Source organism: Burkholderia sp. YIM B11467 (genome assembly GCF_052952715.1).
Genome location: NZ_JBQVSQ010000003.1, coordinates 162,467 through 189,373 on the forward strand (window position 1 = coordinate 162,467; position 26,907 = coordinate 189,373).

The following is a 26,907-nucleotide window of genomic DNA, read 5'->3' on the forward strand; positions in this document are numbered from 1 at the left end:
CGACAATACGCCGCCACCCATGTCCAGCAGCACCGCACCGTCCCGCCGCTTCCGCTCCAAGACGCTCACCGCCGCCCTCGCATTCCTGGTCGGATCGCTCGGCGCGCACCGCTTCTATCTGTACGGCTTTCGCGACGTGTACGGCTGGGCACACCTGCTCGCGACGATCGTCGGCATTCCGGGCTTCCTCCTGCTCGCCGCAACCCAGCGCAGTGCCGGCCTCGGCTGGTGGCTCGCGGTACCCGGCGCGATCTCGCTGCTGGCGGCGTTCCTCGCCGCACTCGTCTACGGGCTGCGCCCCGACGAAAAGTGGGACGCGCAATTCAACGCCGAAACGGGCAAGCACAGCCGGTCGGGCTGGACCGTGATCTTTGTCGTGATCTTCTCGCTGCTGATCGGCGCGTTCCTGCTGATGACCGCGCTCGCGCTGTCGTTCCAGACGTATTTCGAATCGCAGGTCGAAGCAGCGAAGCAGATTTCGCAGTAAGCGCCCCCTTCCTAAACACCGGCGCCCTTCGTGCGCCTGCATGACGCGCCGGTCAGAACAGGTTCAGCTGCATGTCGTCGCGCGACTTCGTGCCGGCTGCGCGAGCAGCACCGCGCGGCACCGACGCCGCGGCGACCGGCGCACCGCGAAACTGCGACAGATCGAGAATGCCGTTCGTGCGCTCGTTCAGCCCGAGCCGCTTGACGGCCTGACGGAAGCGTTGTCGCAACAGGTCGGCCCAGATCCCCTCGCCCTTCATCCGCTTCGAGAAATCCGAGTCGTAGTCTTTCCCGCCGCGCATGTCGCGCACTCGGTTCATCACGCGTTCCGCGCGATCGGGAAAATGCGCGGCGAGCCAGTTCTTGAACAGCGGCGCAACCTCCCACGGCAGCCTCAGGATGATGTAGCTCGCGTGCGTGGCGCCGGCTTCCGCGCACGCCTCGAGCACGCGCTCCATATCGGGCTCGGTGACGAACGGAATCACCGGTGCAATGCTCACGCCGACCGGCACGCCCGCATCGCGCAGCGCGCGGATCGTGCGCAACCGGCGCGCCGGTGTCGCCGCGCGCGGCTCCAGCGTGCGCGCGAGATCAGCATCGAGCGTCGTGATCGTGACCGCCGCCATCACCTGCCCGCGTTCGGCCATCGGCGCGAGCAAGTCGAGATCGCGCTCGATCAGCGACGATTTCGTGATCGCGGCGAACGGCAGCCCGTGATCGTGCATCACCTGGATCACGCTGCGCGTGATGCGCAGGTCGCGCTCGACCGGCTGGTAGGCGTCGGTGTTGACGCCAAGCGCGATCGGCTCTGGCACGTAGCGCTTGCGCGAAATCTCGCGCTCGAGCAGTTCGGCCGCATTGACCTTCGCATAGATGCGGCTTTCGAAATCGAGCCCGGGCGACAGGCCGAGATAGCTGTGCGTCGGCCGCGCGAAGCAGTAGATGCAGCCGTGCTCGCAGCCGCGATACGGATTGAGCGACACGCTGAACGGGATGTCGGGCGACTGGTTGTGCGTCAGGATGCTCTTCGCACGCTCCTCGAATACCTGCGTGCGCAGCGGTGCGGGGAAATCGGCATCGTCCGACTCGTGCGCCCAGCCGTCGTCGACCGCTTCACGCTGCGCGATTTCATACCGCCCCTGCAGATTGTCGACCGCACCGCGCCCCGTGCGGGGCGCGGGCGGCGCTATCGGAAATTCGTTGTCGGACCGATCGTCCATGCGCGCACCCATTCGCCAGCACCCAATACTGTATATTTATACAGTATTGGGTGCTGCATGCCAAGGGCGGGATAAGGGGCCCGACAGCGGGCCGCCGGCACGTCACTCGCCGACCGCAATCGTCAGCGTCTCCTTGATTTCCTCCATCACGACATAGCTCTTCGACTGCACGGCGCCCGGCAACTGCAGCAGGATATCGCCGAGCAGTTTCCGGTAGTCGGCCATCTCGCCGATCCGCGCCTTGATCAGGTAATCGAAATCGCCGGACACGAGATGGCATTCGAGCACCTCGTCGATCTTCATCACCTCACGGCGGAACTGCTCGAACATGTTGCCGCCCTTGTGGCCAAGCGTGATCTCGACGAACACCAGCAGCGCGGCACCCAACTGGCCAGGGTCGACCCGCGCGTGATAGCCGGTGATCACGCCGTCCCGCTCCATGCGCCGCACGCGCTCGATGCACGGTGTAACGGTCAGTCCGACCTGTTCCGCGAGGTCTTTCATCGCCATCCGGCCGTCGTCCTGGAGCAGTTTGAGGATGCGCCGGTCGAGCTTGTCGAGCGAGCGTACGGGCTGACGTTGCGTTCTCATTTGTTTATGCTGAAAACCGGAAAAATACGATAACAAAAACTGGACATTCGACAATACCATAGCGCAAAAAACTAGATCAGTTAGAGGTTACACGGAGCCGCAGGTGCGCCCGGCCTCGACCTGGTCCCTTCCATCTGGAGCAGCTATGCGAGTCGTCATTCTGGGCAGCGGTGTGGTGGGCGTGGCAAGCGCGTATTACCTCGCGCGCGCCGGTCATGAAGTCACGGTGATCGACCGGGAAGCAGGCCCCGCGCTCGAGACGAGCTTCGCGAATGCAGGCCAGATCTCCCCCGGCTATGCCGCGCCGTGGGCCGCGCCCGGCGTGCCGCTGAAGGCCGTCAAATGGATGTTCGAAAAGCACGCGCCGCTCGCGATCCGCCTCGACGGCACGCGCTTCCAGCTCCAGTGGATGTGGCAGATGCTGCGCAACTGCACGCCCGAGCGCTATGCGGTCAACAAGGGCCGCATGGTCCGCCTCGCCGAATACAGCCGAGACTGCCTGCAGGCGCTGCGCGCCGACACCGGCATCCAGTACGAAGGCCGCACGGGCGGCACGCTGCAACTGTTCCGCACGCAGCAGCAGCTCGACGGCGCGGCGAAGGACATCGCCGTGCTGCAGGAAGCGAACGTGCCGTTCGAACTGCTGTCGCCGGCCGAACTGAAGAACGCCGAACCGGCGCTCGCCGCCGTATCGCACAAGCTGACGGGCGGCCTGCGCCTGCCGGGCGACGAAACGGGCGATTGCCAGTTGTTCACGACGCGCCTCGCGGCGCTCGCCGAATCGCTTGGCGTCAAGTTCCGCTACAACACGCCGATCGATGCGCTCGCGATCGCGGGCGGCAAGATCGCCGGCGTGCAGTGCGGCAGCGAGACGGTGCGCGCGGACGCGTACGTCGTCGCGCTCGGCTCGTACTCCACCCGCTTCATCTCGAACCTGATGAAGATCCCCGTCTATCCGCTGAAGGGCTATTCGATCACCGCGCCGATCGTCAACGAAGCGGCCGCGCCCGTGTCGACCGTGCTCGACGAGACCTACAAGATCGCGATCACGCGTTTCGACCAGCGCATCCGCGTCGGCGGCATGGCGGAAATCGTCGGCTTCGACAAGAAGCTGCGCGCTGCGCGCCGCGAAACGCTCGAAATGTGCGTGAATGACCTGTTCCCGGGCGGCGGCGATACGTCGAAAGCGACGTTCTGGACGGGCCTGCGCCCGATGACGCCGGACGGCACGCCGATCGTCGGCCGCACGCCGGTGTCGAACCTGTTCCTGAACACCGGCCACGGCACGCTCGGCTGGACGATGTCGTGTGGCTCGGGTCAACTGCTCGCGGACCTGATCTCGGGCAAGATGCCGGCGATCCAGGCCGACGACCTGTCGGTGCATCGTTACCTGAAGGACGTGGCCGGCCAGACGCGCCCGGCATACGCATAAGCCGCGGCTGCCCGCGGCAAGGCGGGCCGGCTCGCCTCAAAAGAAAAGGCGCCCCGCGGGGCGCCTTTTTCGTTTCGCCGAATGCGTGGCGCGGGATCAGAACTGGTCTTCCGTCAACGCGAGCACGCTCTCGTTGCCCTTCGCGCCGACGATCGACGCTTCGAGCCCGCCTGCCTGCACCAGAACGTGCTCCGCATAGCATTGCGCGATTGCGATCTTCGCCTCGAAGAACGCCGGGTCGCTCGCGCGGTTCGCCTGCGCCGCCACCAGCGCGCGCGCCATCTGCCACCCGCACAGCACCACGCCCGCCAGCTTCAGGTACGGCACGCTGCCCGCGAACACCGCGTTCGGGTCCTGCTTCACGTTCGCCACCACGTAATCCACCACCGACGACAGCGCACGCGCGCCCTTCTCCAGCTGCGCCTTCATCGATGCCGCCGCCGCGCCGTCCAGCTTGCCCAGCGCCGCCACCGTCGCGTCGATCTCCGCGATCAGCGCCTTCGCCACCGCGCCGCCGTCGCGCATCGTCTTGCGCCCGACCAGGTCGTTCGCCTGGATCGCCGTCGTCCCTTCGTAGATCGCCAGGATCCGCGCATCGCGGTAGTACTGCGCCGCGCCCGTCTCCTCGATGAAGCCCATCCCGCCGTGCACCTGCACGCCCAGGCTCGCCACGTCGTTCACCATCTCCGTGCTCCAGCCCTTCACGACCGGCACCAGATACTCGTAGATTGCCTGATGACGGCCACGCGTCGCCTCGTCCGAATGGCGGTGGGCAATGTCGCTGTGCGCGGCTGCCACGTATGCCAGCGCCCGCGCGCCTTCGGTCAGCGCGCGCATCGTGCCGAGCATGCGGCGCACGTCCGGGTGATGGATGATCGTCACCGACTGCTTGGCCGACCCGTCCACCGGGCGGCTCTGCACGCGTTCCTTCGCGAATTCCGCCGCCTTCTGGTAGGCCCGGTCGGCCACGCCGATCCCCTGCATCCCGACGCCGAAGCGCGCCGCGTTCATCATGATGAACATGTATTCGAGGCCGCGGTTCTCCTCGCCGATCAGGTAGCCGATCGCGCCGCCGTGGTCGCCGTACTGCAGCACCGCCGTCGGGCTCGCCTTGATCCCGAGCTTGTGCTCGATCGACACGCAGTGCACGTCGTTGCGCGCGCCCAGCGAGCCGTCGTCGTTGACCATGAACTTCGGCACGATGAACAGCGAGATGCCCTTCACGCCTTCCGGCGCGTTCGGCGTGCGGGCCAGCACCAGGTGGACGATGTTGTCCGCCATGTCGTGCTCGCCCCACGTGATGAAGATCTTCGTGCCGAACACCTTGTACGTGCCGTCGCCCTGCGGCTCGGCGCGCGAGCGCACCAGCGCCAGATCGGAGCCCGCTTGCGGCTCGGTCAGGTTCATCGTGCCGGTCCATTCGCCCGAGATCAGCTTCGGCACGTAGCGCTGCTTCTGCTCGTCGGTGCCGGCCGTCAGCAGCGCCTCGATCGCGCCGTCGGTCAGCAGCGGACACAGTGCGAACGACAGGTTCGACGCGTTCAGCATCTCGATGCACGGCGTCGCGATCAGCTTCGGCAGGCCCTGGCCGTCGTACTCGGACGGATGCTGCAGCCCCTGCCAGCCACCTTCGACGAACTGGCGGAACGCTTCCGCGAAGCCCGGCGTCGCGGTCACGACACCGTCCTTCCAGCTGCTCGGGTTACGGTCGCCTTCGACGTTCAGCGGCGCCAGCACCTCGCCGCAGAATTTCGCGGACTCGTCGAGCACGGCCTGCGCCGTGTCGTAACCCGCATCCTCGAAACCCGGCAACTGCGCAACGGCGTCGATGCCCGCGAGTTCCTTCAGCACGAACAGCATGTCCTTGACCGGTGCGACATAACTCATGGTGTGCCTCCTTCGTTTCTCTTCCGTCGATGGCGTAAAAAAAGGGGCGCTCGTCGCGCCCCTTTTCTCGTGTGCTTACCGCTGAAGCGTCAAGCCGCGTCAGCCGAGCTCGGTCACGAGCTCCGGCACGAGCGCGAACAGGTCGCCGACGAGGCCGTAGTCGGCCACGCTGAAGATCGGTGCTTCCGGATCCTTGTTGATCGCGACGATCACCTTCGAATCCTTCATGCCGGCCAGATGCTGGATCGCACCCGAGATGCCGACCGCGATGTACAGCTGCGGTGCGACGATCTTGCCGGTCTGGCCGACCTGGTAGTCGTTCGGCACGTAGCCGGCGTCGACTGCGGCACGCGATGCGCCGAGTGCTGCCGACAGCTTGTCGGCCAGCGGCTCGAGCACCTTCGTGTAGTTCTCGCCGCTGCCCAGACCGCGGCCGCCCGACACGATGATCTTCGCGCTCGTCAGTTCCGGACGGTCCAGCTTCGTCACTTCACGGCTCACGAACTGCGACTTGCCTGCGTCGGCCGCCGCTTCGATCTTCTCGACCGCCGCGCTGCCGCCTTCCGCCGCCACCGGATCGAAGCCCGTTGCGCGCACCGTGATGACCTTGATCGGGTCGCTCGACTGCACCGTCGCAATCGCGTTGCCCGCGTAGATCGGGCGCTCGAACGTGTCGGCCGAATCGACCGCCGTGATATCCGAGATCTGCGCGACGTCCAGCTTCGCGGCAATACGCGGCGCGATGTTCTTGCCGTACGCAGTCGCCGGCGCGAGGATGTGCGAGTAGTCCTTCGCGATGTTCAGTGCGGTCGCTTCGACGTTTTCCGCGAGGCCCGCTTCGAGTTGCGGCGCGTCGGCCAGTAGCACCTTCGACACACCTGCGATCTTCGCCGCAGCGTCCGCAGCCGCTTGCGCGTTGTGGCCCGCGACCAGCACGTGAATGTCGCCGCCAATCTTCGCTGCCGCCGCCACCGTGTTCAACGTCGCGGCCTTGACCGACGCGTTGTCGTGTTCTGCAATCACCAGAATCGTCATTTCCTTGCGCTCCCTCTTACAGCACCTTGGCTTCGGTCTTCAGCTTCTCGACCAGCGTCTTCACGTCTGGCACCTTCACGCCGGCCGCGCGCTTCGGCGGCTCGACCACCTTCAGCGTCTTCAGACGCGGCGCGACGTCCACGCCCAGGTCTTCCGGCTTCACGGTTTCCAGCGGCTTCTTCTTCGCCTTCATGATGTTCGGCAGCGTCACGTAGCGCGGCTCGTTCAGGCGCAGGTCGGTCGTGATCACCGCCGGCAGCGTCAGCGACAGCGTTTCCGCGCCGCCGTCGACTTCGCGTGCGACCGTTGCCTTGCCGTCCGCAACCGTCACCTTCGACGCGAACGTCGCTTGCGGCAGGCCGGCCAGTGCGGCCAGCATCTGGCCCGTCTGGTTCGAATCGTCGTCGATCGCCTGCTTGCCGAGGATCACCAGTTGCGGCTGTTCCTTGTCGACCAGCGCCTTCAGGATCTTCGCGCCGGCCCGCGGCTCGACGCTGTCGGTCGATTCGACGAGGATCGCGCGATCCGCGCCGATCGCCAGCGCCGTGCGCAGCGTTTCCTGCGCCTGCGTGACGCCCACCGACACGGCGATCACTTCGGTCGCGACACCCGCTTCCTTCAGGCGCACGGCTTCTTCAACGGCGATTTCGTCGAACGGGTTCATCGACATCTTCACGTTCGCGATGTCGACACCCGTGTTGTCCGACTTCACGCGGACCTTCACGTTGTAATCGACCACTCTTTTCACTGGCACCAGGATTTTCATGCACACGCTCCAAAGTTACGAATACGACCAGAGGCCATTTTATAGCGAGGCCTCGTGACTGCGCGGCCAAGCGGACCCATCCATCGTGGCTGTCGAGGATACCGCTTCTTGGCGACGCGCCAATGATAGCGAACGATCGTTCTATTTTAAAAGAGAAAAAACCCGGACGCAAAGCCCGGGGTTTCGATCATCGACTCTAATCTCGCCGGGCGCCCCGTGCTGCGCCCGTTACCAGGCGGTTATGACCGCGCCGCCGAACTTGCCTTCGATGAACTGCTTCACGTCGGCCGAATGATAGGCGGCAACGAGTTTCGCGACCCACGGCTTGTTCCGGTCCGCCTCGCGAATCGCGAGGATGTTCGCGTACGGACCGTTCGGGCCCTCGATTGCGATCGCGTCCTGTTTCGGTTTCAACCCCGCTTCCATCGCGTAGTTCGTATTGATCGCGGCCGCGTCGACGTCGCCGAGCGAGCGCGGAATCTGCGCCGCATCGAGTTCGACGATCTTCAGCTTGCGCGGATTGTCGACGATATCGAGCGGCGTCGCCTTCAGCCCGGCATCCGCGCGCAGCTTCAGGAGGCCCTGCTTTTGCAGCAACAGCAGCGCTCGGCCGCCGTTGGTCGGATCGTTCGGCACCGCGACGCGCGCGCCCGGCTTCAGTTCGGCCAGCGACTTCACGCGCTTCGAATAGATGCCCATCGGGAACGTGACGGTATCCGCGACCTTGATCAGCTTGTAGCCGCGATCCTTCACCTGCGCCTGCAGATACGGATCGTGCTGGTAGCTGTTCGCGTCGAGATCGCCCGCCGCGAGCGCGGCGTTCGGCTGCACGTAATCGGAGAATTCGACGATGCGGATCTCGAGGCCGCTCTTCGCCGCGACCTTCTTCACCGCTTCCATGATCTGCGCGTGCGGCCCACCCGTCACGCCCACCTTGATGGTTTCGGCCTGCGCGTGCGCGCCCGCGAACAGCGCGGCCGCACCGAGTGCCGCCGCGAACTTCAACATGAAGCGTCGTTGCATCGTGTCTCCCCTAACGGATCAATCTGGTCTTATTTGTGGCTCAGCCGGCGCACGAGCCAGTCGCCGAACGACTGCACGATCTGTACGAACACGATCAGGATCGCGACCACCGTCCACATCACTTCCGGCAGATAACGCTGGTAGCCGTAGCGGATCCCGAGATCGCCGAGTCCGCCGCCGCCGATTGCGCCGGCCATCGCCGAGTAACCGACCAGCGACACGAACGTGATCGTCAGCCCCGCCACGACGCCCGGCAGCGATTCGGGCAACAGCACCTTGAAGACGATCTGCGACGTGGTCGCGCCCATCGATTGCGCGGCCTCGATCAGCCCGCGGTCGACTTCGCGCAGCGCCGTCTCGACGAGGCGCGCGATGAACGGTGCCGCCGCGAGCGTCAGCGGTACAACCGCCGCGGCCGTGCCGATCGACGAACCCGTGACGAGCCGCGTGAACGGAATCACCGCGACCAGCAGGATGATGAACGGCGTCGAACGGACCGCGTTCACGATGCCGCCGAGCACGCGATTCACCGCGAGGTTCTGCAGCACGCCCTGGCGGTCGGTCAGGTAGAGCAGCACGCCGAGCGGCAGCCCGACGAGCGCGCCGACCGCCCCGGAGATGCCGACCATGATCAGCGTCTCCCAGAACGACTGCACGAACATATCGAACATCTCACTCAACATACGAAAGCTCCTCTACCACCACACCCTGCTCGCGCAGGAACGCGAGCGCCTGCCCGACCTTGCCCGGCTCGCCGCCCGCGAGCACCGCGAGCGAACCGAATGCCTGCCCCTGGATCTCGTCGATCTGGCCGTGCAGGATGTTGAAATCGAGTTCGTACCGGCGGATCGTCTCCGACAGGATCGGCTGGTCGACACCCGAGCCCGTGAACGCGAGCCGCAGCAGATGCCCGCTGCCCGTCTTCAGCCGCTCGGCCACACGCGCCTTCAGCGCGGGCGGCAGCTCCTGCGCGATCACGTCGCCGATCAGCGCGCGCGTCACTTCGTGATGCGGCTGCAGGAACACGTCGATCACGCGGCCTTCCTCGACCACGCGCCCCGCATCGAGCACCGCGACGCGATCGCACACCTGCTTGATCACTTCCATCTGGTGCGTGATCAGCACGATCGTCAGGCCGAGTTCGCGGTTGATGCGCTTCAGCAGGTCGAGGATCGAACGCGTGGTCTCGGGATCGAGCGCGGACGTCGCTTCGTCCGACAGCAGCACCTTCGGCTGGCTCGCAAGCGCGCGTGCGATGCCGACGCGCTGCTTCTGTCCGCCGCTGATCTGCGCCGGATAACGATCCTTCTGCGCGGACAGCCCGACGAGGTCGAGCAGCGGCAGCACGGCAGCCTCGATGTCGGCACGGCTTGCGCCGGCCAGCTCGAGCGGCAACGCGACGTTGTCGAACACCGTGCGCGACGACAGCAGGTTGAAGTGCTGGAAAATCATGCCGATCTCGCGGCGCGCCTCGCGCAACTGGCCTGCCGGCAGCAGCGTGAGATCGCGCCCGCCGACGACGACATTGCCTTCGGTCGGCCGCGTGAGCAGGTTGATGGTGCGCACGAGCGTGCTCTTGCCGGCGCCGCTTCGGCCGATGATGCCGAACACCTCGCCCTGCGGAATCGTCAGGTTGACGTTGTGCAGCGCCTCGACCCAGCCGCTCGGCCCGGGAAAACGCTGCGAAAGATTGCGTAATTCGATCATGTAAACAAAACGGCGGCCGGCTGGCGAGTTGGCCCGCCAGTCGGCCGCCGATGGATCTGGAATAACCGTCGATTTTACCGCAAACCCCTCATTCCCCTTAATAATCGATTTCGATCTTTTCATAACTACACGAAATTAGAGGGGCGCTGCTGGCCCGCCGCAGGAATGCCGCGACTATGATCCGGAACACGCATGCCAACGAACAGGGGACACGCCAGATGACCGCCACCACCACGCCGGCCGCCGCACCCGCCACCGCCGGATCGGCGCCTTCGCCGCCGCCCGCGCCGAAAATGGGCCGGCTGCGCACCGCGGACGGGCTCGAACTGGCGTCGTACCGCTGGCCGGCCGGCGACGGCACGGTGCCGCCGCGCGCGACGATCGCGCTCGTGCACGGCCTCGCCGAACACGCGGGCCGTTATGCCGCGCTCGCCGGCCGGCTGAACGCGGCCGGCATCGACGTGCTCGCGATCGACCTGCGCGGGCACGGCCAGTCGCCCGGCAAACGCGCGTGGATCGAGCGCTTCGACGGCTACCTGAACGATGCGGATGCGCTGGTCGCCGAAGCGGCGCGCGGTCATTCGCCGCTGTTCCTGATGGGGCACAGCATGGGCGGCGCGGTCGCGGCGCTGTACGCGATCGAACGCGCGCCGGCCCGCGGCCACGCGCTGACAGGCCTCGTGCTGTCGAGCCCGGCGCTCGCGCCGGGGCGCGACGTGCCGCGCTGGATGCTGGCGGTGAGCCGTATCATCAGCCGCGCATGGCCGACCTTCCCCGCGATCAGGATCGATGCGGCGCTGCTGTCGCGCGATCCGGCCATCGTCGCGGCCAATCGCGCCGATCCGCTCGTGCATCACGGCGCGGTGCCCGCGCGCACCGGCGCGGAGATACTCGACGCGATGGCGCGCATCGAAAGCGGCCGCGGCGCGCTGCGAGTACCGGTACTCGTCTATCACGGCACCGAGGACAAGCTGACCGAACCCGACGGCAGCCGCGCGTTCGGCGCACGCGTCGGCTCGCCCGATCGCACGCTGACGCTATACGAAGGCGGCTTCCACGAAACGATGAACGATCTCGAACGCGACCGCGTGATCGACGCGCTGATCGCGTGGATTCACGCGCGCGTGCCGGCGCGCTGAGCGCGCGCGGCCCGGCCGGCCGGTCAGATGCCAGCCAGCACGCGCAGGTGCGCGACGACGCTGCGCCCGAGCGCAGACAGGTTGTAGCCGCCTTCGAGGCAGCTCACGATGCGGCCCTGCGCATGACGGCGCGCGACGTCGACGATCTGCGCGGTCAGCCATTCGAAGTCGGCCTCGACGAGGCCGAGGTTGCCGATGTCGTCCTCGCGATGCGCATCGAAGCCGGCCGACACGAACAGCATCTGCGGCTTGAACGCGTCCAGGCGCGGCAGCCAGAACATGTCGACGGCTTCGCGGATCGCCATCCCGTTGCTGCGCGCGGGCATCGGCAGGTTGACCATGTTCGGCGCCTGGTGATCGACGCCCGAGAACGGGTACAGCGGATGCTGGAAGAAGCTGCACATCAGCACGCGCTCGTCGTTCGCGAACGCAGCCTCGGTGCCATTGCCGTGGTGCACGTCGAAATCGATGATCGCGACGCGCTCGAGACCGTGCACGTCGAGCGCATGCCGCGCGGCGATCGCGACGTTGTTGAAGAAGCAGAAACCCATCGCACGCGCGGGCTCCGCATGGTGGCCGGGCGGCCGGACGCCGCAGAATGCATTCGCGTAGCGGCCTTCGATCACCGCGTCGGTCGCCGCGATCGCGGCGCCGGCCGCACGCAGCGCCGCGCGCCACGTATCGCGGTTCATCAGCGTATCGGGATCGATCTCGACATAGCCGTCGACCGGCGTCATGCTCCGGATGTAGTCGATGTGCGCCTGCGTATGCACGCGGCCCAGCGCCACTTCGCTCGCGAACGGCGCGGTTTCGTGCACGATCAGGTCGTCGATGCGGCTCGCAATCAGTTGATCCTGGATCGCCGACAATCGGGCCGGGCATTCCGGATGCCATTCCCCCATCTCATGCAGCATGCAGTCGGGGTGCGTATAGAAAGCGGTTGCCATAAGCTGTCATCGGCAGCGCGCGGTGCGCCGCAGGTCTCCATCAATGATGTCCATCGTCTGCCGCGAATTCGCCGCTAACTTACCACAACGGGGGCCCGCTTCGCCCCGACGCGCCGGATGCGCAGGTATACTGCGCCGAACACAATCGCCCTGTCCGCCCGCTTCGACATGAATTCCAGCAAGCCTGCCGCCCTTCTCTCCGCGCTGTTCGGTGTTCGCGGCCCGCTCGTTGCCGCCGCCGTCGTCGCGGCCCTCGGCGCCACGCCCGCCGGCGCGCAGACGCAACCCGCGAAGTCCGCCGGCAAGCTCGTCGCGCAGGCGCAGCCCCAGCAGCCGTCGCCGCCGGGCCAGACCTTCGAAGAGGAAATCGTTCCGCAGCGTTACGCGAACAACGCGAAGGTCGACGCGTTCATCGACGAGATGGTCAGCCGCAACGGCTTCGACTCCACGAGCCTGCATGCGCTGTTCTCGCGGATCAGCTATTCGGCGACGGCCGTCAAGCTCGTGAAGCCCGCCGCGTCGCCGACGGTCAAGAACTGGCGCGTTTATCGCTCGCGCTTCATCGAGCCGATCCGCATCAACGCGGGCGTGAAGTTCTGGAAGGCGAACCAGGCAACGCTGCAGCGCGCCTCCGCGGAATTCGGCGTGCCGCCCGAGGTGATCGTCGGCATCATCGGCGTCGAGACGATCTACGGCCGCTACATGGGCAACTTCCGCGTGCTCGACGCGCTGACGACGCTCACGTTCGACTACCCGGACACGCCGAATCGCGACAGCCGCCAGGCGACGTTCCGCAAGAACCTCGAGGATTTCCTGGTCTGGACTCGCGACAACCAGCTCGATCCGACCACCGTGCTCGGTTCGTATACGGGCGCAATCGGGATTCCGCAGTTCCTGCCGAGCAGCATCCGCGAATATGCGGTCGACTTCGACGGCACGGGCCATGTCGATCTGCGCAGCAGCCCGGTCGACGCGATCGGCAGCGTCGCGAACTACCTGAAGCAGCACGGCTGGGAAACCGATCGTCCGGTGGTCTGGCAGATCACGCCCGATACGGGCAGCCTGGGCATCGCACAAGCCGCCGCCGACGGCCAGCCCGAACCGCACTGGGCGTTGTCGCAACTGCTGCGCGCGGGCATGACGCTGAACGAGCCGACGGTCAACATCACCACCGAAGCCGGCACGCCCGTGACCGTGGTCGACCTGCCGTCGCCGGGGCGCGCGACGGAATACATGCTCGGTCTCAAGAATTTCTACGTGCTGACGCGCTACAACCGCAGCTTCTTCTACGCACTCACCGTGTACCAGCTCGGCGAAGCCGTGAAGGCGCAGATGGAAGCCAGCGGCGCGCTGAGCCCGGCCGACGCCGACGCGCAGTCGCAGTAAGCACCGCCCGCCCAAAGAAAAAACGCCGCTCGTGCGGCGTTTTTTTATTGCATGCGCGACGCATGCAAACCCGTGCTCACGCGGGGAACACGCCCGTCGACAGGTAGCGGTCGCCGCGATCGCAGATGATGAACACGATCGTCGCATTCTCGACCTGACGCGCGATGCGCATCGCGACTTCGCACGCGCCGCCCGACGAAATGCCCGCGAAGATGCCTTCGACAGCCGCCAGCCGGCGCGCCATCGTTTCCGACGCGGCCTGGCTCACGCTCTCGACGCGGTCGACACGGCTGCGATCGAAGATCGTCGGCATGTACGCTTCCGGCCACTTGCGAATGCCCGGAATGCGCGAGCCGTCTTCCGGCTGCGCACCGACGATCTCGATCGCCGGGTTCTGTTCCTTCAGGTAACGCGACGTGCCCATGATCGTGCCCGTCGTGCCCATGGCCGACACGAAGTGCGTGATGCGCCCTTCGGTATCGCGCCAGATCTCCGGGCCCGTCGCTTCGTAGTGCGCAATGGGATTGTCGGGGTTCGCGAACTGGTCGAGGATCACGCCCTTGCCTTCGCGCTGCATCTGGTCCGCGAGATCGCGCGCCAGTTCCATTCCGCCCTTCACCGGCGTCAGGACGATTTCGGCGCCATAAGCGGCCATGCTCTGGCGGCGCTCGACCGACAGATCCTCCGGCATGATCAGCACCATCTTGTAGCCGCGGATCGCCGCGGCCATCGCCAGCGCGATGCCCGTGTTGCCGCTCGTCGCCTCGATCAGCGTATCGCCCGGCTTGATGCGCCCGCGCGCCTCAGCCTTGCTGATCATCGACAGCGCCGGGCGATCCTTCACGGAACCGGCCGGATTGTTGCCTTCGAGCTTCGCGAGCACCACGTTGTTGCGCGCGCGAATCTCGTCGTCCGGCAAGCGGACCAGTTGCACGAGCGGCGTATTGCCGATCGTGTCTTCGATAGTTTTGTAAGCCATGGAGATACCGTGAGTGCGAGGCCGATCAATCGATCGATTGTAAACCAGCACCGTCGCTCGCGCCGGCAACCCCTTTGAGACGATGGAATACGCGTGCTGCGCGATGCGTGAGCGCCGCGCATGCAGTACGCACGCAAAAAACCCGCGGCATGCCGCGGGAAGCCGTCTCAACGACGGCGACTGAAGGAGCTCTGTGTCTGTCGCGCGCTGCGCGTTACTTCTGCGCGGTGCGGGCAGGCGCGGCAGCAGGCTTTGCTGCTGCCGGCTTGGCCGCGGCCGACGGGGCCGCGCCTGAGCCGGCCGCGCCTATCGTCAGCCCTTGCTGCTGAAGTCGCTCGACGGTATGGCCGCCCATGCCTTTCACGCGTGACGCGAGATCGTCCGCATTCCTGAACGGACCGCGTGCGCCGCGTTCGTCGAGAATCGCCTTCGCCCGCGCCGGGCCGATGCCCTTGATGCCGACGAGCGCATCCTCGTTCGCCGTGTTGACGTCGACGGCCGCCCAGGCCGACGCGATCGCGCCGAACATGGCCGCTGCGGCAAACCATTTCCTGATCATGTGCTGGATCTCCGATGAAAAACGGCCGGCGGCTGCCGACCGTGAGACCCAGTCTATCGATGCAACGCGTCCGCTTAAACCTGGCCGGACAGCCAACGGACGTAGCGGTCGACGCCTTCCTGCACGGTCAGGAACGGCGTGTCGTAGCCGGCCGCGCGCAGCTTCGTCTGGTCGGCCTGCGTGAAGCACTGGTACTTGCCGCGCAGCGCATCGGGGAACGGCACGTATTCGACCAGCCCCTGCTCGACCTGCTGCGCGAGCGTCAGCGGCGGCAGGTTGTCGAGCGCGCGCAGCGTGTTCACGACCGTCGACGCGATATCGTTGAACGGCTGCGCACGACCCGTGCCGAGGTTGAAGATGCCCGATTTCTCCGGATGATCGAAGAAGAACAGGTTCACCTTCGTCACGTCCTCGACCGACACGAAATCGCGCGTCTGCTCGCCCGGCGCATAACCGTTGTACTCGCCGAACAGCTTCACCTTGCCTTCCGCGCGGAACTGGTTGAAGTTGTGGAACGCAACCGACGCCATGCGCCCCTTGTGCGTCTCGCGCGGGCCGTACACGTTGAAATAGCGGAAGCCGGCGATCTGGCTCTTCGCGGTGGGCAGCACGCGGCGAATCACCTGGTCGAACAGGAACTTCGAATAGCCGTAGACGTTCAGCGGCGCCTCGACCTCGCGCTCCTCGACGAAACGCGTCGAGCCGCCGTAGATCGCGGCCGACGATGCGTACAGGAACTGCGCGCCCTGTGCGAGGCATGCGTCGAGCACCGCGCGGCTGTAGCGGAAGTTGTTGTCCATCATGTAGCGGCCGTCGGTTTCCATCGTGTCCGAACAGGCGCCTTCGTGGAACACCGCGCGTACCTTGCCGAAATCGCCGCGCGCGAAGCGTTCGACGAATTCCGTCTTGTCGAGATAGTCGTCGATCTCGCAATCGACGAGATTGCGGAACTTGTCCGCGCGCGTCAGGTTGTCGACCGCGATGATGCGCGTCTCGCCGCGCTCGTTGAGCGCCTTGACGATGTTCGCGCCGATAAAACCGGCTGCGCCGGTGACGATGAGGGTCATGATCGTCCTGCCTGAAAAATGCGAGCCACTCGTGCGACGCGCTCGTCGCGCCGCCGAATGCGCTCAGTGAAACAGTTCGTCGTAATCCACCGTGGCCGTGCCGAGCTTGCCGACCACGATGCCTGCCGCGCGATTCGCAAGCACGACGGCATCGACCAGCGGCACGCCCGCGCCGAGCATCGTCGCGACCGTCGCGATCACGGTATCGCCCGCGCCCGACACGTCGAACACCTCGCGCGCGAGCGCCGGTGCATGCAGTTCGCCGGTGGCGGAAAAAAGCGTCATTCCCTCTTCCGAGCGCGTGAGCAGCAGCGCGTCGATGTCGAGTTCCGCACGCAGCTTCGCAACCCGCGCACGCAGATCGTCTTCCGACTTCCACTGCCCGACCACTTCGCGCAATTCCGCGCGATTCGGCGTGATCAGCGACGCGCCGCGATAGCGTGCCCAGTCGTCGCCCTTCGGGTCGACCAGAACGGACTTGCCGGCCGCACGCGCCTTCTCGATCATCGTCGTGACGTGCGTCAGGCCGCCTTTCGCGTAATCCGACATCAGCACGACGTCGTGCTGCGGCAGCAGCGCGTCGAAGCGCGCGAGCCCCGCGAGCAGCACTTCATGCGTCGGCATCGCCTCGAAGTCGACGCGCAGCAGTTGTTGCTGGCGCGCGAGCACGCGCAGCTTGATCGTGGTCGGCAGCGCCGGGTCGCGCTCGAGATGAGGCGTCACGCCACTGCTGCCGAGCAGCTCGACGATCCGCTCGCCGGGTTCGTCGCAACCGACGACGCACAGCAACCCGGCCTGGCCACCGAGCGTCACGGCATTGCGCGCGACGTTCGCCGCACCGCCGAGCCGCTCTTCCTGACGCTGCACATGCACGACCGGCACGGGCGCTTCCGGCGAAATGCGATCGACGTTGCCGAACCAGTAACGATCGAGCATCACGTCGCCGACGACAAGCACGCGCGAGCGCGCGAGCTGCGCGCGCGGCACCGGAACGACTTCGCGAAGAGTATTCATCGTAGGGTCAGCCACGGGAAGACGACTGGGGATCGACATACGGCCGTCCGATCGCGTAGTAGTCGATGCCCAGTTCGGCCATCGCGTCCGGCTCGTACAGGTTGCGCCCGTCGAAGATCACCGGCGCCTTCAGTTCGGCCTTCAGGCGCGTGAAATCGGGGCTCCGGAATTCCTTCCATTCGGTCACGATCACGAGCGCGTCCGCGCCCGTCACGGCGACGTCCTGCGTATCGACGAGATGCAGCCGCGCCAGCGCGTCCGGATTGCCGTCGAAATCCAGCGCGAACACGCGCCGCGCCTCGTCGACCGCGACCGGATCGTACGCGCGCACGGTCGCGCCGCGCTCGAGCAGCGCGGCGATCAGGCGGCGGCTCGGCGCCTCGCGCATGTCGTCGGTGTTCGGCTTGAACGCCAGGCCCCAGACCGCGAACTCGCGACCGGTGAGATCGGCGCCGAAGCGCTGCTCGATCTTGCCGATCAGCACGTCCTTCTGCGCATGGTTGGCCGCCTCGACGGCTTCCAGGATGCGCAGCGGCTGGCCGTTCTCGCCCGCCGTGCGGATCAGCGCCTGGACGTCCTTCGGGAAGCACGAGCCGCCATAGCCGACACCTGCGTACAGGAAATGGTAGCCAATGCGCGGATCGGAGCCGATCCCGCGGCGCACGGCCTCGATGTCGGCACCGACCTTGTCGGCGAGATTCGACATCTCGTTCATGAACGAGATACGCGTCGCAAGCATCGCATTCGCCGCATATTTCGCGAATTCGGCCGAACGCACGTCCATGTAGATCGTGCGTTCGTGGTTGCGGTTGAACGGCGCGTAAAGCTTCTTGATCTTCTCGCGCGCGATCGTGCCCGTCTCGTCGTCGTCGACGCCGATGATGATCCGGTCCGGACGCATGAAGTCCTCGACCGCCGCGCCTTCCTTCAGGAATTCCGGGTTCGACACGACCGAGAAGCGATGCGCGACGCTGCCCGCGAGCCCGCGAGCGGCAAGCGCTTCGTCGACCACGCCGCGCACGCGCTGCGCGGTGCCGACCGGCACCGTCGACTTGTCGACGATCACCTTGAAGCTCGTCATGTGGCGACCGATGTTGCGGGCGGCCTCGAGCACGTATTGCAGGTCGGCCGAGCCGTCTTCGTCGGGCGGCGTGCCGACCGCAATGAACTGGATCTCGCCGTGCGCGACGCTCGCCTCGATGTCGGTCGAGAAACGCAACCGCCCCGCCGCGCGGTTACGCGCGATGATGTCCAGCAGCCCCGGTTCGTGAATCGGCATCCCGCCGTTGTTCAGGATGTCGATCTTGCGCGGATCGACGTCGAGACAGAAGACGTCGTGACCGATCTCCGCGAGGCATGCGCCCGTGACTAGACCGACGTAGCCGGTGCCGATGATGGTGATTTTCATAGATGTTCCGGTACTTCCCGGTAATTGACTAACTTGGCCGCCGGGACGAGCCCGGCGGCAACCGCAGCGCGTTGGCTCCGCGTGCCGGGATCAGCCCGGCATCGCAGGTTCGACGCGGCGCGGCGCATAGGTTTCCCAGCCGCTGCATCCGGGGCACTGCCAGTAGAAGAGCCGTGCCCGGAAACCGCAATTCTGGCACGTATACCGTGGCAGATTTTTCGTGCGCTGCTTGATCAGCGCACGCATCATTTCAAGTTCCTTACGACGCGGCTCGTCGGCCGCCGCGATCTGCGCATCGAGCAGGTGCAGCATCCCCGACAGGTTCGGCGATTTCTCCATCTGCGTGCGTGCGAGCGTGTGTGCCGCGTCCTGGCCGCGCAACCCCGCGATGTGTTGATACGCGACGTCGAGCAGGTCGTTCGACGGATAGCGGTCGACATACCCCATCAGCAGCTCGGCGCCTTCGACGTTCTTGCCGAGCGCGACATAGGCCTTCATCAGCTTGTCGGCGACGAGCGGCAGATACGCCGGGTTCTGCGCCTCGACGCGCTTCCAGTGCTCGATCGCGGCCGCGTGGTTGCCGTCCGCCTGCGCGGCATCGCCGGACAGGATCGTCGCGCGAACGTTCTGCGGGTTCACGGTCAATGCGAGCTGCAGCTGTTCGGCCGCCGCGGCTGCGTTCTTGCGCTGCAGCGCGTCCTGCGCGAGCTCGCAGTGAAACTGCGCGATTTCGGCGCCGAGCGGTTTGTCGCTCATCGACTCGATACGCTTCGCGGTATCGATCGACTTGTTCCAGTCCTTCTCGATCTCATAGATCGTCAGCAGCGCCCGCTGTGCGCCGAGCGCGTAGTCGCCGTCCGCGAGCTTGTGGAACGCCTCCTCGGCGCGATCGAGCAGGCCGGCCTTGAGGAAATCCTGGCCGAGCTCGTACAGCGCGTGGTCGCGCTCGTTGACCGGCAGGTCCGTGCGGCTCAGCAGGTTCTGGTGCACGCGAATCGCACGGTCGGTTTCGCCGCGACGGCGAAACAGGTTACCGAGCGCGAAGTGCAGCTCGACCGTCTCGGGATCGAGCTTGGCAACCTCGATAAATGCGTCGATCGCCTTGTCGGGTTGTTCGTTCAACAGAAAGTTCAGGCCGCGAAAATACGATCGCGGCAAGTTGGCGCTCTCCGACAGGAGATTCTTCAGGTCATAGCGTGACGCCGCCCAACCGAGCGCAAATGCGACCGGAATCGCGAGCAACCACCAGAAATCCAGATCCATGCGAGATATCGAAGCAGAGACGAAAACCGCGCGATTGTCGCGCGGCGTCCGTGTTAAATGACGGGCGGCATCGGCGGCTGGTCGACGACGGTCGGCGTTTCACGCGCCGCGCGCAGATCGCGCTTCAGGCGCCCGTTCTCGAGACGCAGGCGGAAGATCGAAGGCAGCGCGGACAGCAGGCCGGCCAGCAGCCCCACGGCGAAGAATGCCAGGCCGATCAGGATCAGCGGCGCTTGCCATGCGTAGCCGGCAACGAAATTCAGCGTCGCGGTTTGCGTATTGGCCAGCGCAAGCACCAGCAGCAGCACGAACACCAATACCCGGATCAGCCAGACGATAAACTTCATGAAGCCCTCTCTTTGTTGAGGTTTGCCGCGGCGCGCGACTCCCCTTCGCCGCACCGAATCGACCCGTATTGTAAAGGAAGCGTTTCCGCGGCTGCGCACATCCTGTGCACGCCCGTTGCGCCGCGGTCGCCGGAAATGAAAAAAGCGCCCGCAAGGGGCGCTTTTCTTTTCAGCCTTCGCCGGACGGGTTCCGGTCAAACCGAACGACGCTCAACGCTCGTCGTCCGGATCGTCAGCCTTCAGCGGTTCACCGGCGCGGCCGTCGACGCGTTCGCGCAATTCCTTGCCAGGCTTGAAGTGCGGCACGAACTTCTCGGGCACCTGCACTTTCTCCCCCGACTTCGGGTTGCGTCCGACGCGTGCCGGGCGACGGTTGAGACCGAAGCTGCCGAAACCCCGAATTTCGATGCGGTGCCCTTTCGCCAGAGCGTCAGACATCGCATCGAGCATCGTTTTCACCGCGAAATCCGCATCCTTGAGGACAAGTTGCGGAAATCGCGATGCCAGCTGCGCGACCAACTCGGATTTGGTCATACTTCAGCAGACCTCGTGAGGCTTACTGGTTCTGGCCGTCGAGCTTCGCCTTCAGCAGCGCGCCGAGGTTGGTCGTACCGGTCGCAGCCGAGCTGGTGTCGGCTTGCAGGCCGCGGATCGCTTCCTGTTGCTCAGCCGAATCCTTCGCCTTGATCGACAGGTTGATGCCGCGCGACTTGCGATCGATGTTGATCACCATCGCGTTGACCTTGTCGCCTTCCTTCAGCACGTTGCGTGCGTCTTCGACACGATCCTGCGCGATTTCCGACGCACGCAGGTAGCCTTCGACGTCGCCCGTCAGCGTCACGACCGCACCCTTCGCATCGACCGTCTTCACGACGCCGTCGACGATCGAGCCCTTGTCGTTCATTGCAACGTAGTTGCTGAACGGGTCGCCTTCGAGCTGCTTGATGCCGAGCGAAATACGCTCCTTCTCGACGTCGATACCGAGCACGATGGCTTCGACTTCGTCGCCCTTCTTGTACTTGCGAACGGCTTCTTCGCCGGTTTCGCTCCACGACAGGTCCGACAGGTGGACCAGGCCGTCGATGCCGCCCGGCAGACCGATGAACACGCCGAAGTCGGTGATCGACTTGATTGCGCCCGTGATCTTGTCGCCCTTCTTGAAGTTGCGGCTGAAGTCATCCCACGGATTCGGCTTGCACTGCTTCATGCCGAGGCTGATACGACGACGGTCTTCGTCGATCTCGAGGACCATGACTTCGACTTCGTCGCCCAGCTGGACAACCTTCGACGGCGCAACGTTCTTGTTGGTCCAGTCCATTTCCGATACGTGGACGAGGCCTTCGATGCCCGATTCCACTTCGACGAATGCGCCGTAGTCGGTGATGTTCGTGACCTTGCCGAACAGGCGCGTGCCCGACGGGTAACGGCGCGAGATGCCTTCCCACGGATCGTCGCCCAGTTGCTTGATGCCCAGCGAGACGCGGTTCTTCTCTTGGTCGAACTTGAGGATCTTCGCGGTGACTTCCTGGCCAACCGACAGGACTTCGCTCGGGTGACGCACACGACGCCATGCGATGTCGGTGATGTGCAGCAGGCCGTCGATGCCGCCGAGGTCGACGAACGCGCCGTAGTCGGTGATGTTCTTGACCACGCCGTTGACGATCGCGCCTTCCTTCAGCGTCTCGAGCAGCTTCGCGCGCTCTTCGCCCTGGGTTGCTTCGATCACTGCACGACGCGACAGCACGACGTTGTTACGCTTGCGATCGAGCTTGATCACGCGGAACTCGAGCGTCTTGCCTTCGTACGGCGTCGTGTCCTTGACCGGACGCGTGTCGACCAGCGAACCCGGCAGGAACGCGCGGATGCCGTTGACCATCACGGTCATGCCGCCCTTCACCTTGCCGGTGATCGTGCCGGTGACGAGTTCGTTGTTGTCGAGAGCCTTTTCCAGCGACAGCCACGATGCAAGGCGCTTCGCCTTGTCGCGCGACAGGATCGTGTCGCCGTAGCCGTTTTCGAGTGCGTCGATCGCGACGGACACGAAATCGCCCGACTGCACCTCAACCTCGCCCTGATCGTTCAGGAATTCCTCGATCGGAATGTAAGCCTCGGACTTGAGGCCTGCATTGACGACCACGAAGTTGTGGTCGACGCGCACGACTTCGGCGGAAATCACTTCGCCGGCGCGCATGTCTTGGCGGGTCAGCGACTCTTCGAACAGAGCCGCAAAGGATTCGGTATTCGGGGTGGAGGTTTGCAGGTCGGACATAAAAATCTGATAGTGCATGGATCGCTGTGCCACGCCGGCCGGAATGGCAGGCTGAAAGGGCCAGATCGAGGTCCACACGGGGTTAAGGGTTCGAAACACGCTCCGCGCTTACGGCGCGGAGCACCTACCGCTGCCCGCCGTTTCAGGCGGGCTGGCCGAGCGCCCGGTACCACTGCAGCACCTGGTCGACTGCTTCATCAACCGAAAGTGCCGACGTATCGAGCAGCCTGGCATCTGCTGCAGGCTTCAGCGGCGCGGCCGCGCGATTGCTGTCGCGCGCATCACGTTCACGAAGATCCCGGAGCAAGTCATCTATATTAGCAGAAAAACCTTTTTGCATCAATTGCTTATGCCGTCTGGTCGCGCGGGCCTCGGCGCTGGCCGTCAGGAACACCTTCAGCACGGCGTCCGGGAAGATCACCGTCCCCATGTCGCGCCCGTCGGCAACGAGGCCCGGCGTCTTGCGGAACGCGCGCTGGCGCGCGACCAGCGCGGCACGCACCGGCCCGTGCACGGCAATGGCCGATGCGCGGTTGCCGACCGCCTCGGCGCGGATGTCGTTCGACACATCGACGCCGTCGAGCTGCGCGCAGCCTTCGCGGAACGTGATGTGGAGATCGTCGATCAGCTTCACGAGCGCGTCGATGTCCTCCGCCGCGATGCCGTAGCGCACGCTGGCGAGCGCCGCGAGGCGGTACAGCGCACCGCTGTCGAGCAGGTGGAAGCCGAGGTGCGCGGCGACGAGCGCCGCGACCGTGCCCTTGCCGGAAGCGGTCGGGCCGTCGATCGTGATGACGGGAGTCGGGTGAAAGGGTCGGGTCGATTTCATCGGAACAGTCGGGTCAGGCTTTGGCGAGCGCGGCGAAGCGGTCGAAATAGTCGGGGAACGTCTTGCCGACGCACTTCGGATCGTTGATCCGCACGGGCACGCCGCCCAGGCTGACGAGCGAGAAGCACATCGCCATCCGGTGATCGTCGTACGTGTCGATCGCCGCGTTCGGCGTGAGCTTTTCCGGCGGCGTGACGACGAGATAGTCGGGGCCTTCCTCGACGATCGCGCCGACCTTGCGCAGTTCGGTCGCCATCGCGGCGATGCGGTCGGTCTCCTTCACGCGCCAGCTCGCGATGTTGCGCAGCGTGCTCGTCCCGTTCGCGAACAGCGCCGCGACCGCGATGGTCATCGCCGCATCGGGGATCAGGTTGAAATCCATGTCGATCGGCTCGAGCTTGCCGTGGTCGTGGCCAATGCCGCGCACGTCGATCCAGTCGTCGCCCATCGTCACGTTCGCGCCCATCTGCATCAGCGCATTCGCGAAACCGACGTCGCCCTGGATGCTCGCGCGCCCCACGCCCTCGACGCGCAGCGGGCCGCCGCCAAGCGCACCGGCCGCGAGGAAGTACGAGGCCGACGACGCGTCGCCCTCGACCATGATCCGCCCCGGCGAGCGGTAGCGGACGCCGGCCGGCACGACGAAGCGTTGCCAGCCGTCGCGCTCGACGGTCACGCCGAAGCGCTCCATCAGCCGGATCGTGATGTCGATGTACGGCTTCGAGATCAGTTCGCCGTCGACTTCGACGACGATCTTGCCGTCCTTCGCCTTCACGAGCGGAAGCGTCATCAGCAGCGCGGTGAGGAACTGGCTCGACACGTCGCCGCGCACGCGGATCGGCGCGTCGACCGAGATCGTCGCGGGCTTGATCAGCAGCGGCGGGTAGCCGTCGTTCAGCTCGTAGTCGATCTGCGCGCCGATCTGCCGCAGGCCGTCGACGAGATCGCCGATCGGCCGCTCGTGCATGCGCGGCACGCCGTGCACACGATACTCGCCGCCATTCACCGCGAGCGCGGCGGTCAGCGGCCGCACGGCCGTGCCCGCGTTGCCGAGGAACAGGTCGGCCGTCTTCGCGGTGAACGCACCGCGCGTGCCCGTGACGACGCAGGTGTCGCCGTCGCGCGCGAGCTTCACGCCGAGCTTGCCGAGTGCATCGAGCATCACGCGCGTGTCGTCGGAGTCGAGCAGATTCGTGATCGTCGTTTCGCCTTCGGCAAGCGCCGCGAGCAGCAGCACGCGGTTCGAAATGCTCTTCGAGCCGGGCAGGCGCACGGTGCCCGATGCGCTGGAGTACGGGCCGAGATCGAGATAGTCCATGGGAATCGTCCTGTTATTTCTTGTCCGGTTCGGCAGCGGGCTTGCCGCCGCGCTCCTGCCATGCCTTGCGCGCGGCGCGCGAGCGCGTGAACACGGCTTCGAGCGCCGCGCCGTCGCCGGCTTCGATCGCCGCGCGCAGCCGCGTGAGCACGCGCGTGTAGCCGTCGAGTTCGTCGAGCAGCGCCGCGCGGTTCGCGACGCACACGTCGCGCCACATCTCCGGGCTCGACGCGGCGATGCGCGTGAAATCGCGGAAGCCGCCCGCCGCGTACGAGAATTTCAGTTCCGCGTCCGCCTCGCCGAGGATCTGCTCGACGAGCGCAAACGACAGCACGTGCGGCAGATGGCTGATCGACGCAAACACGCGATCGTGCTGTTCGGTGCTCATCGTGCGCACGTCGGCGCCGGTCGCGCGCCACATCGCGTCGATTCGCGCGACCGATTCGGGCGCGTTCTCCGGCAGCGGGCACAGCACGACGTTGCGGCCGACGTACAGGTCGGGCAACGCGGCTTCGACGCCGCTCGACTCGCGACCGGCGATCGGGTGCCCCGGCACGAACTGCGCGATCCGCGCGCCGAGCGCTTCGCGCGCGGCCGCGACGACATCGGACTTGGTGCTGCCCGCATCGGTGACGATCGTCGCATCGGCGAGCCACGGCGCGATGCGCGCGAGCAGCGGCCCCGTCTGGGCGACAGGCGCGGCCAGCAGCACGAGATCGGCGCCGGCAAGCGCGTCGCGCAACTGCGCGTCGTCGTCGAGCGCCGCCGCGCGGTCGATCACGGCGAGCGACAGCGCGCGCTCGACCGATGAGCGTGAGCGGCCCACGCCGACGATCTCGCCCGCGCCGCCCGGCGCGCGCTCGCGCAGCGCGCGAGCCAGCGATCCGCCGATCAGGCCGACGCCGAAAATGACCAGTTTGTTGAATGCAAAGCCTGACACGACAAGAGCCAAGTTACGCGCGCGGAACGACGCCCCGCACACGGAATTCCAGATTCCGGGCAACGGGCCCGCGCCCGGCGCAACCTGCACCGGGTGCTGCCCGAACCCGCCTTCGGCAGCGCCGACCGGCCTGCCCTGCCCGCCCGACCGCGACGCCTGCGCATGCAGGCGACGGGCCGTCACGCATCAGCGTGCGCTCGGATACGAGCCGAGTATCTTCAGGAACGCGGCCTTCTGGCCGAGCTCCGCGAGCGCGGCCGCGACCGCCGCATCGTCCCGGTGCCCTTCGATGTCGATGTAGAAGTAGTACTCCCACGTGCCGACGCGCGCCGGACGCGACTCGAAGCGCGTCATCGACACGCCGTGCCGCGCAAGCGGTTCGAGCAGCTTGAATACGGCGCCCGGCTCGTTCTTCACCGACACGATCAGCGACGTCTGGTCGTGACCGCTTTGCCCGGCCGGCTGCTTGCCGATGATCACGAAACGCGTGCGGTTGTGCGGATCGTCCTGGATCAGCGAGAACGCGATCTGCAAGCCGTAGTGCGCGGCCGCGCGGTCGCCCGCGATCGCCGCGACGCTCGGATCGGCCGCCGCGAGACGCGCAGCCTCCGCGTTGCTCGCCACGGCCTGCCGCTCGAGCTGCGGCGCATTCGCCGCGAGCCACTGCTGGCATTGCGCAAGTGCCTGCGCATGCGCGCAGACGCGCTTCACGCCGTCGAGCGTGCCGCTTTGCGTGAGCAGGTTGTGATGGATGGGCAGCGCGAGTTCGCCGCTGATCAGCAGTTGCGTCTGCAGCAGCAGGTCGAGCGTGCGCGACACGGCCCCTTCGGTCGAATTCTCGACCGGCGCGATGCCGAACGCGGATGCGCCGGCCTCGACCGAGCGGAACACCTCGTCGATCGACGGGCACGGCAGCCCTTCGATCGACTGGCCGAAATACTCGAGCATCGCCTGCTCGCTGTACGTGCCGACCGGCCCGAGGAACGCGACGTGGATCGTCTGCTCGAGCGCGCGACTCGCGGCCATGATCTCGCGCCAGATCGCGCTGATGTGCTCGCTCGCGAGCGGCCCGGCGCTCATGTCCTGCAGCCGCGCGATCACCTGCAGCTCGCGCTCCGGCCGGAACACCGGCGCGTTGAAATGCTTCTTGACCTCGCCCACCTCCAGCGCCACCGCGGCGCGCTGGTTCAGGAGCGCGATCAGCTGCGCGTCGATCGCGTCGATGCGATCGCGCAGCGGTTTCAGGCGGGAATTCAGTTCGTCGTCCATGCGTTTTGCCGTGCTGTTTGAGCAGC

General features: G+C 66.0%; 26 protein-coding genes. 4 read left to right on the plus strand and 22 right to left on the minus strand.

Annotated features, from left to right (window positions below; genetic code table 11):
- Positions 1–19: 19 nt before the first annotated feature.
- The gene (locus tag ACTRWB_RS12735; protein ID WP_446902113.1) at positions 20–487 is read left to right on the plus strand and encodes an NINE protein; all 468 of its coding nucleotides are present in this window, start codon (positions 20–22) and stop codon (positions 485–487) included.
- 52 nt (positions 488–539) lie between these two features.
- Here ACTRWB_RS12735 and ACTRWB_RS12740 read toward each other — a convergent pair whose 3' ends face one another.
- Together ACTRWB_RS12740 and ACTRWB_RS12745 are read right to left on the minus strand one after the other, a co-directional pair.
- Positions 540–1,718, minus strand: coding sequence for a PA0069 family radical SAM protein (locus tag ACTRWB_RS12740; RefSeq protein ID WP_446902114.1), 1,179 nt, complete (start codon positions 1,716–1,718; stop codon positions 540–542).
- 90 nt (positions 1,719–1,808) lie between these two features.
- Positions 1,809–2,297: an Lrp/AsnC ligand binding domain-containing protein gene (locus tag ACTRWB_RS12745; protein WP_012492860.1), complete on the minus strand. Its 489-nt coding sequence runs from the start codon at positions 2,295–2,297 to the stop codon at positions 1,809–1,811.
- Positions 2,298–2,442: 145 nt separating this feature from the next.
- On the opposite strand from ACTRWB_RS12745, the gene ACTRWB_RS12750 reads away from it, so the two are divergent.
- Entirely contained in the window at positions 2,443–3,729 is a 1,287-nt protein-coding gene (locus tag ACTRWB_RS12750) for a D-amino acid dehydrogenase (protein ID WP_193097885.1), read from the plus strand.
- A 96-nt stretch (positions 3,730–3,825) separates the two neighbouring features.
- Here ACTRWB_RS12750 and ACTRWB_RS12755 read toward each other — a convergent pair whose 3' ends face one another.
- From ACTRWB_RS12755 to ACTRWB_RS12780, 6 genes are all read right to left on the minus strand, one after another.
- The gene (locus tag ACTRWB_RS12755) at positions 3,826–5,616 is read right to left on the minus strand and encodes an acyl-CoA dehydrogenase (RefSeq protein ID WP_446902115.1); all 1,791 of its coding nucleotides are present in this window, start codon (positions 5,614–5,616) and stop codon (positions 3,826–3,828) included.
- Between the two features lie 99 nt (positions 5,617–5,715).
- Positions 5,716–6,651 carry an electron transfer flavoprotein subunit alpha/FixB family protein gene (locus tag ACTRWB_RS12760; protein WP_175999408.1) on the minus strand — a complete coding sequence of 312 codons (936 nt, stop codon included), beginning with the start codon at positions 6,649–6,651 and terminating at the stop codon, positions 5,716–5,718.
- A 16-nt stretch (positions 6,652–6,667) separates the two neighbouring features.
- A complete protein-coding gene (locus tag ACTRWB_RS12765) occupies positions 6,668–7,417 on the minus strand; it encodes an electron transfer flavoprotein subunit beta/FixA family protein (protein WP_446902116.1) in 750 nt (249 codons plus the stop codon).
- A gap of 228 nt (positions 7,418–7,645) precedes the next feature.
- On the minus strand, positions 7,646–8,440 hold the full coding sequence (locus tag ACTRWB_RS12770) for a MetQ/NlpA family ABC transporter substrate-binding protein (protein WP_419686616.1): 795 nt from the start codon (positions 8,438–8,440) through the stop codon (positions 7,646–7,648).
- A gap of 29 nt (positions 8,441–8,469) precedes the next feature.
- Complete coding sequence (locus ACTRWB_RS12775) at positions 8,470–9,123, minus strand: methionine ABC transporter permease (protein WP_006486982.1); 654 nt, start codon at positions 9,121–9,123, stop codon at positions 8,470–8,472.
- The gene (locus ACTRWB_RS12780) at positions 9,113–10,147 is read right to left on the minus strand and encodes a methionine ABC transporter ATP-binding protein (protein WP_048249619.1); all 1,035 of its coding nucleotides are present in this window, start codon (positions 10,145–10,147) and stop codon (positions 9,113–9,115) included. Before ACTRWB_RS12780 ends, ACTRWB_RS12775 begins: the two co-directional genes overlap by 11 nt.
- Before the next feature lie 218 nt (positions 10,148–10,365).
- Between ACTRWB_RS12780 and ACTRWB_RS12785 the strand changes: the two genes are divergently transcribed.
- Positions 10,366–11,286 (plus strand): alpha/beta hydrolase, encoded by a 921-nt coding sequence (locus ACTRWB_RS12785; protein WP_446902117.1) that lies wholly within the window; start codon positions 10,366–10,368, stop codon positions 11,284–11,286.
- A gap of 23 nt (positions 11,287–11,309) precedes the next feature.
- On the opposite strand, the gene ACTRWB_RS12790 is transcribed toward ACTRWB_RS12785, so the two are convergent.
- Positions 11,310–12,233: a histone deacetylase family protein gene (locus ACTRWB_RS12790; RefSeq protein WP_011351344.1), complete on the minus strand. Its 924-nt coding sequence runs from the start codon at positions 12,231–12,233 to the stop codon at positions 11,310–11,312.
- A 168-nt stretch (positions 12,234–12,401) separates the two neighbouring features.
- Between ACTRWB_RS12790 and mltB the strand changes: the two genes are divergently transcribed.
- Complete coding sequence (gene mltB / locus ACTRWB_RS12795) at positions 12,402–13,619, plus strand: lytic murein transglycosylase B (protein WP_446902118.1); 1,218 nt, start codon at positions 12,402–12,404, stop codon at positions 13,617–13,619.
- A gap of 76 nt (positions 13,620–13,695) precedes the next feature.
- Here mltB and cysM read toward each other — a convergent pair whose 3' ends face one another.
- From cysM to pheA, 13 genes are all read right to left on the minus strand, one after another.
- A complete protein-coding gene (gene cysM / locus ACTRWB_RS12800; RefSeq protein ID WP_048249622.1) occupies positions 13,696–14,598 on the minus strand; it encodes a cysteine synthase CysM in 903 nt (300 codons plus the stop codon).
- A 214-nt stretch (positions 14,599–14,812) separates the two neighbouring features.
- A complete protein-coding gene (locus ACTRWB_RS12805; RefSeq protein ID WP_446902119.1) occupies positions 14,813–15,157 on the minus strand; it encodes a ComEA family DNA-binding protein in 345 nt (114 codons plus the stop codon).
- Positions 15,158–15,231: 74 nt separating this feature from the next.
- Positions 15,232–16,224, minus strand: a complete 993-nt coding sequence (rfaD, locus tag ACTRWB_RS12810) for an ADP-glyceromanno-heptose 6-epimerase (protein ID WP_193097879.1) — start codon at positions 16,222–16,224, stop codon at positions 15,232–15,234.
- 63 nt (positions 16,225–16,287) lie between these two features.
- On the minus strand, positions 16,288–17,238 hold the full coding sequence (gene rfaE1, locus ACTRWB_RS12815; protein WP_051363294.1) for a D-glycero-beta-D-manno-heptose-7-phosphate kinase: 951 nt from the start codon (positions 17,236–17,238) through the stop codon (positions 16,288–16,290).
- A gap of 7 nt (positions 17,239–17,245) precedes the next feature.
- Entirely contained in the window at positions 17,246–18,646 is a 1,401-nt protein-coding gene (locus ACTRWB_RS12820; RefSeq protein ID WP_193097878.1) for a UDP-glucose dehydrogenase family protein, read from the minus strand.
- 90 nt (positions 18,647–18,736) lie between these two features.
- Positions 18,737–19,909, minus strand: a complete 1,173-nt coding sequence (gene lapB, locus ACTRWB_RS12825) for a lipopolysaccharide assembly protein LapB (RefSeq protein ID WP_193097877.1) — start codon at positions 19,907–19,909, stop codon at positions 18,737–18,739.
- Between the two features lie 53 nt (positions 19,910–19,962).
- The gene (locus ACTRWB_RS12830; protein ID WP_048249627.1) at positions 19,963–20,256 is read right to left on the minus strand and encodes a lipopolysaccharide assembly protein LapA domain-containing protein; all 294 of its coding nucleotides are present in this window, start codon (positions 20,254–20,256) and stop codon (positions 19,963–19,965) included.
- A 210-nt stretch (positions 20,257–20,466) separates the two neighbouring features.
- Positions 20,467–20,790 carry an integration host factor subunit beta gene (locus ACTRWB_RS12835; RefSeq protein WP_006486894.1) on the minus strand — a complete coding sequence of 108 codons (324 nt, stop codon included), beginning with the start codon at positions 20,788–20,790 and terminating at the stop codon, positions 20,467–20,469.
- Between the two features lie 22 nt (positions 20,791–20,812).
- Positions 20,813–22,525 carry a 30S ribosomal protein S1 gene (gene rpsA, locus ACTRWB_RS12840; protein WP_048249727.1) on the minus strand — a complete coding sequence of 571 codons (1,713 nt, stop codon included), beginning with the start codon at positions 22,523–22,525 and terminating at the stop codon, positions 20,813–20,815.
- Positions 22,526–22,667: 142 nt separating this feature from the next.
- Complete coding sequence (gene cmk, locus ACTRWB_RS12845) at positions 22,668–23,354, minus strand: (d)CMP kinase (RefSeq protein WP_446902120.1); 687 nt, start codon at positions 23,352–23,354, stop codon at positions 22,668–22,670.
- 13 nt (positions 23,355–23,367) lie between these two features.
- Positions 23,368–24,672 (minus strand): 3-phosphoshikimate 1-carboxyvinyltransferase, encoded by a 1,305-nt coding sequence (gene aroA, locus ACTRWB_RS12850; protein WP_446902121.1) that lies wholly within the window; start codon positions 24,670–24,672, stop codon positions 23,368–23,370.
- Between the two features lie 13 nt (positions 24,673–24,685).
- Positions 24,686–25,612 carry a prephenate dehydrogenase gene (locus tag ACTRWB_RS12855; RefSeq protein ID WP_446902122.1) on the minus strand — a complete coding sequence of 309 codons (927 nt, stop codon included), beginning with the start codon at positions 25,610–25,612 and terminating at the stop codon, positions 24,686–24,688.
- 186 nt (positions 25,613–25,798) lie between these two features.
- Positions 25,799–26,881 (minus strand): prephenate dehydratase, encoded by a 1,083-nt coding sequence (gene pheA / locus ACTRWB_RS12860; RefSeq protein ID WP_446902123.1) that lies wholly within the window; start codon positions 26,879–26,881, stop codon positions 25,799–25,801.
- Positions 26,882–26,907 lie beyond the last annotated feature (26 nt).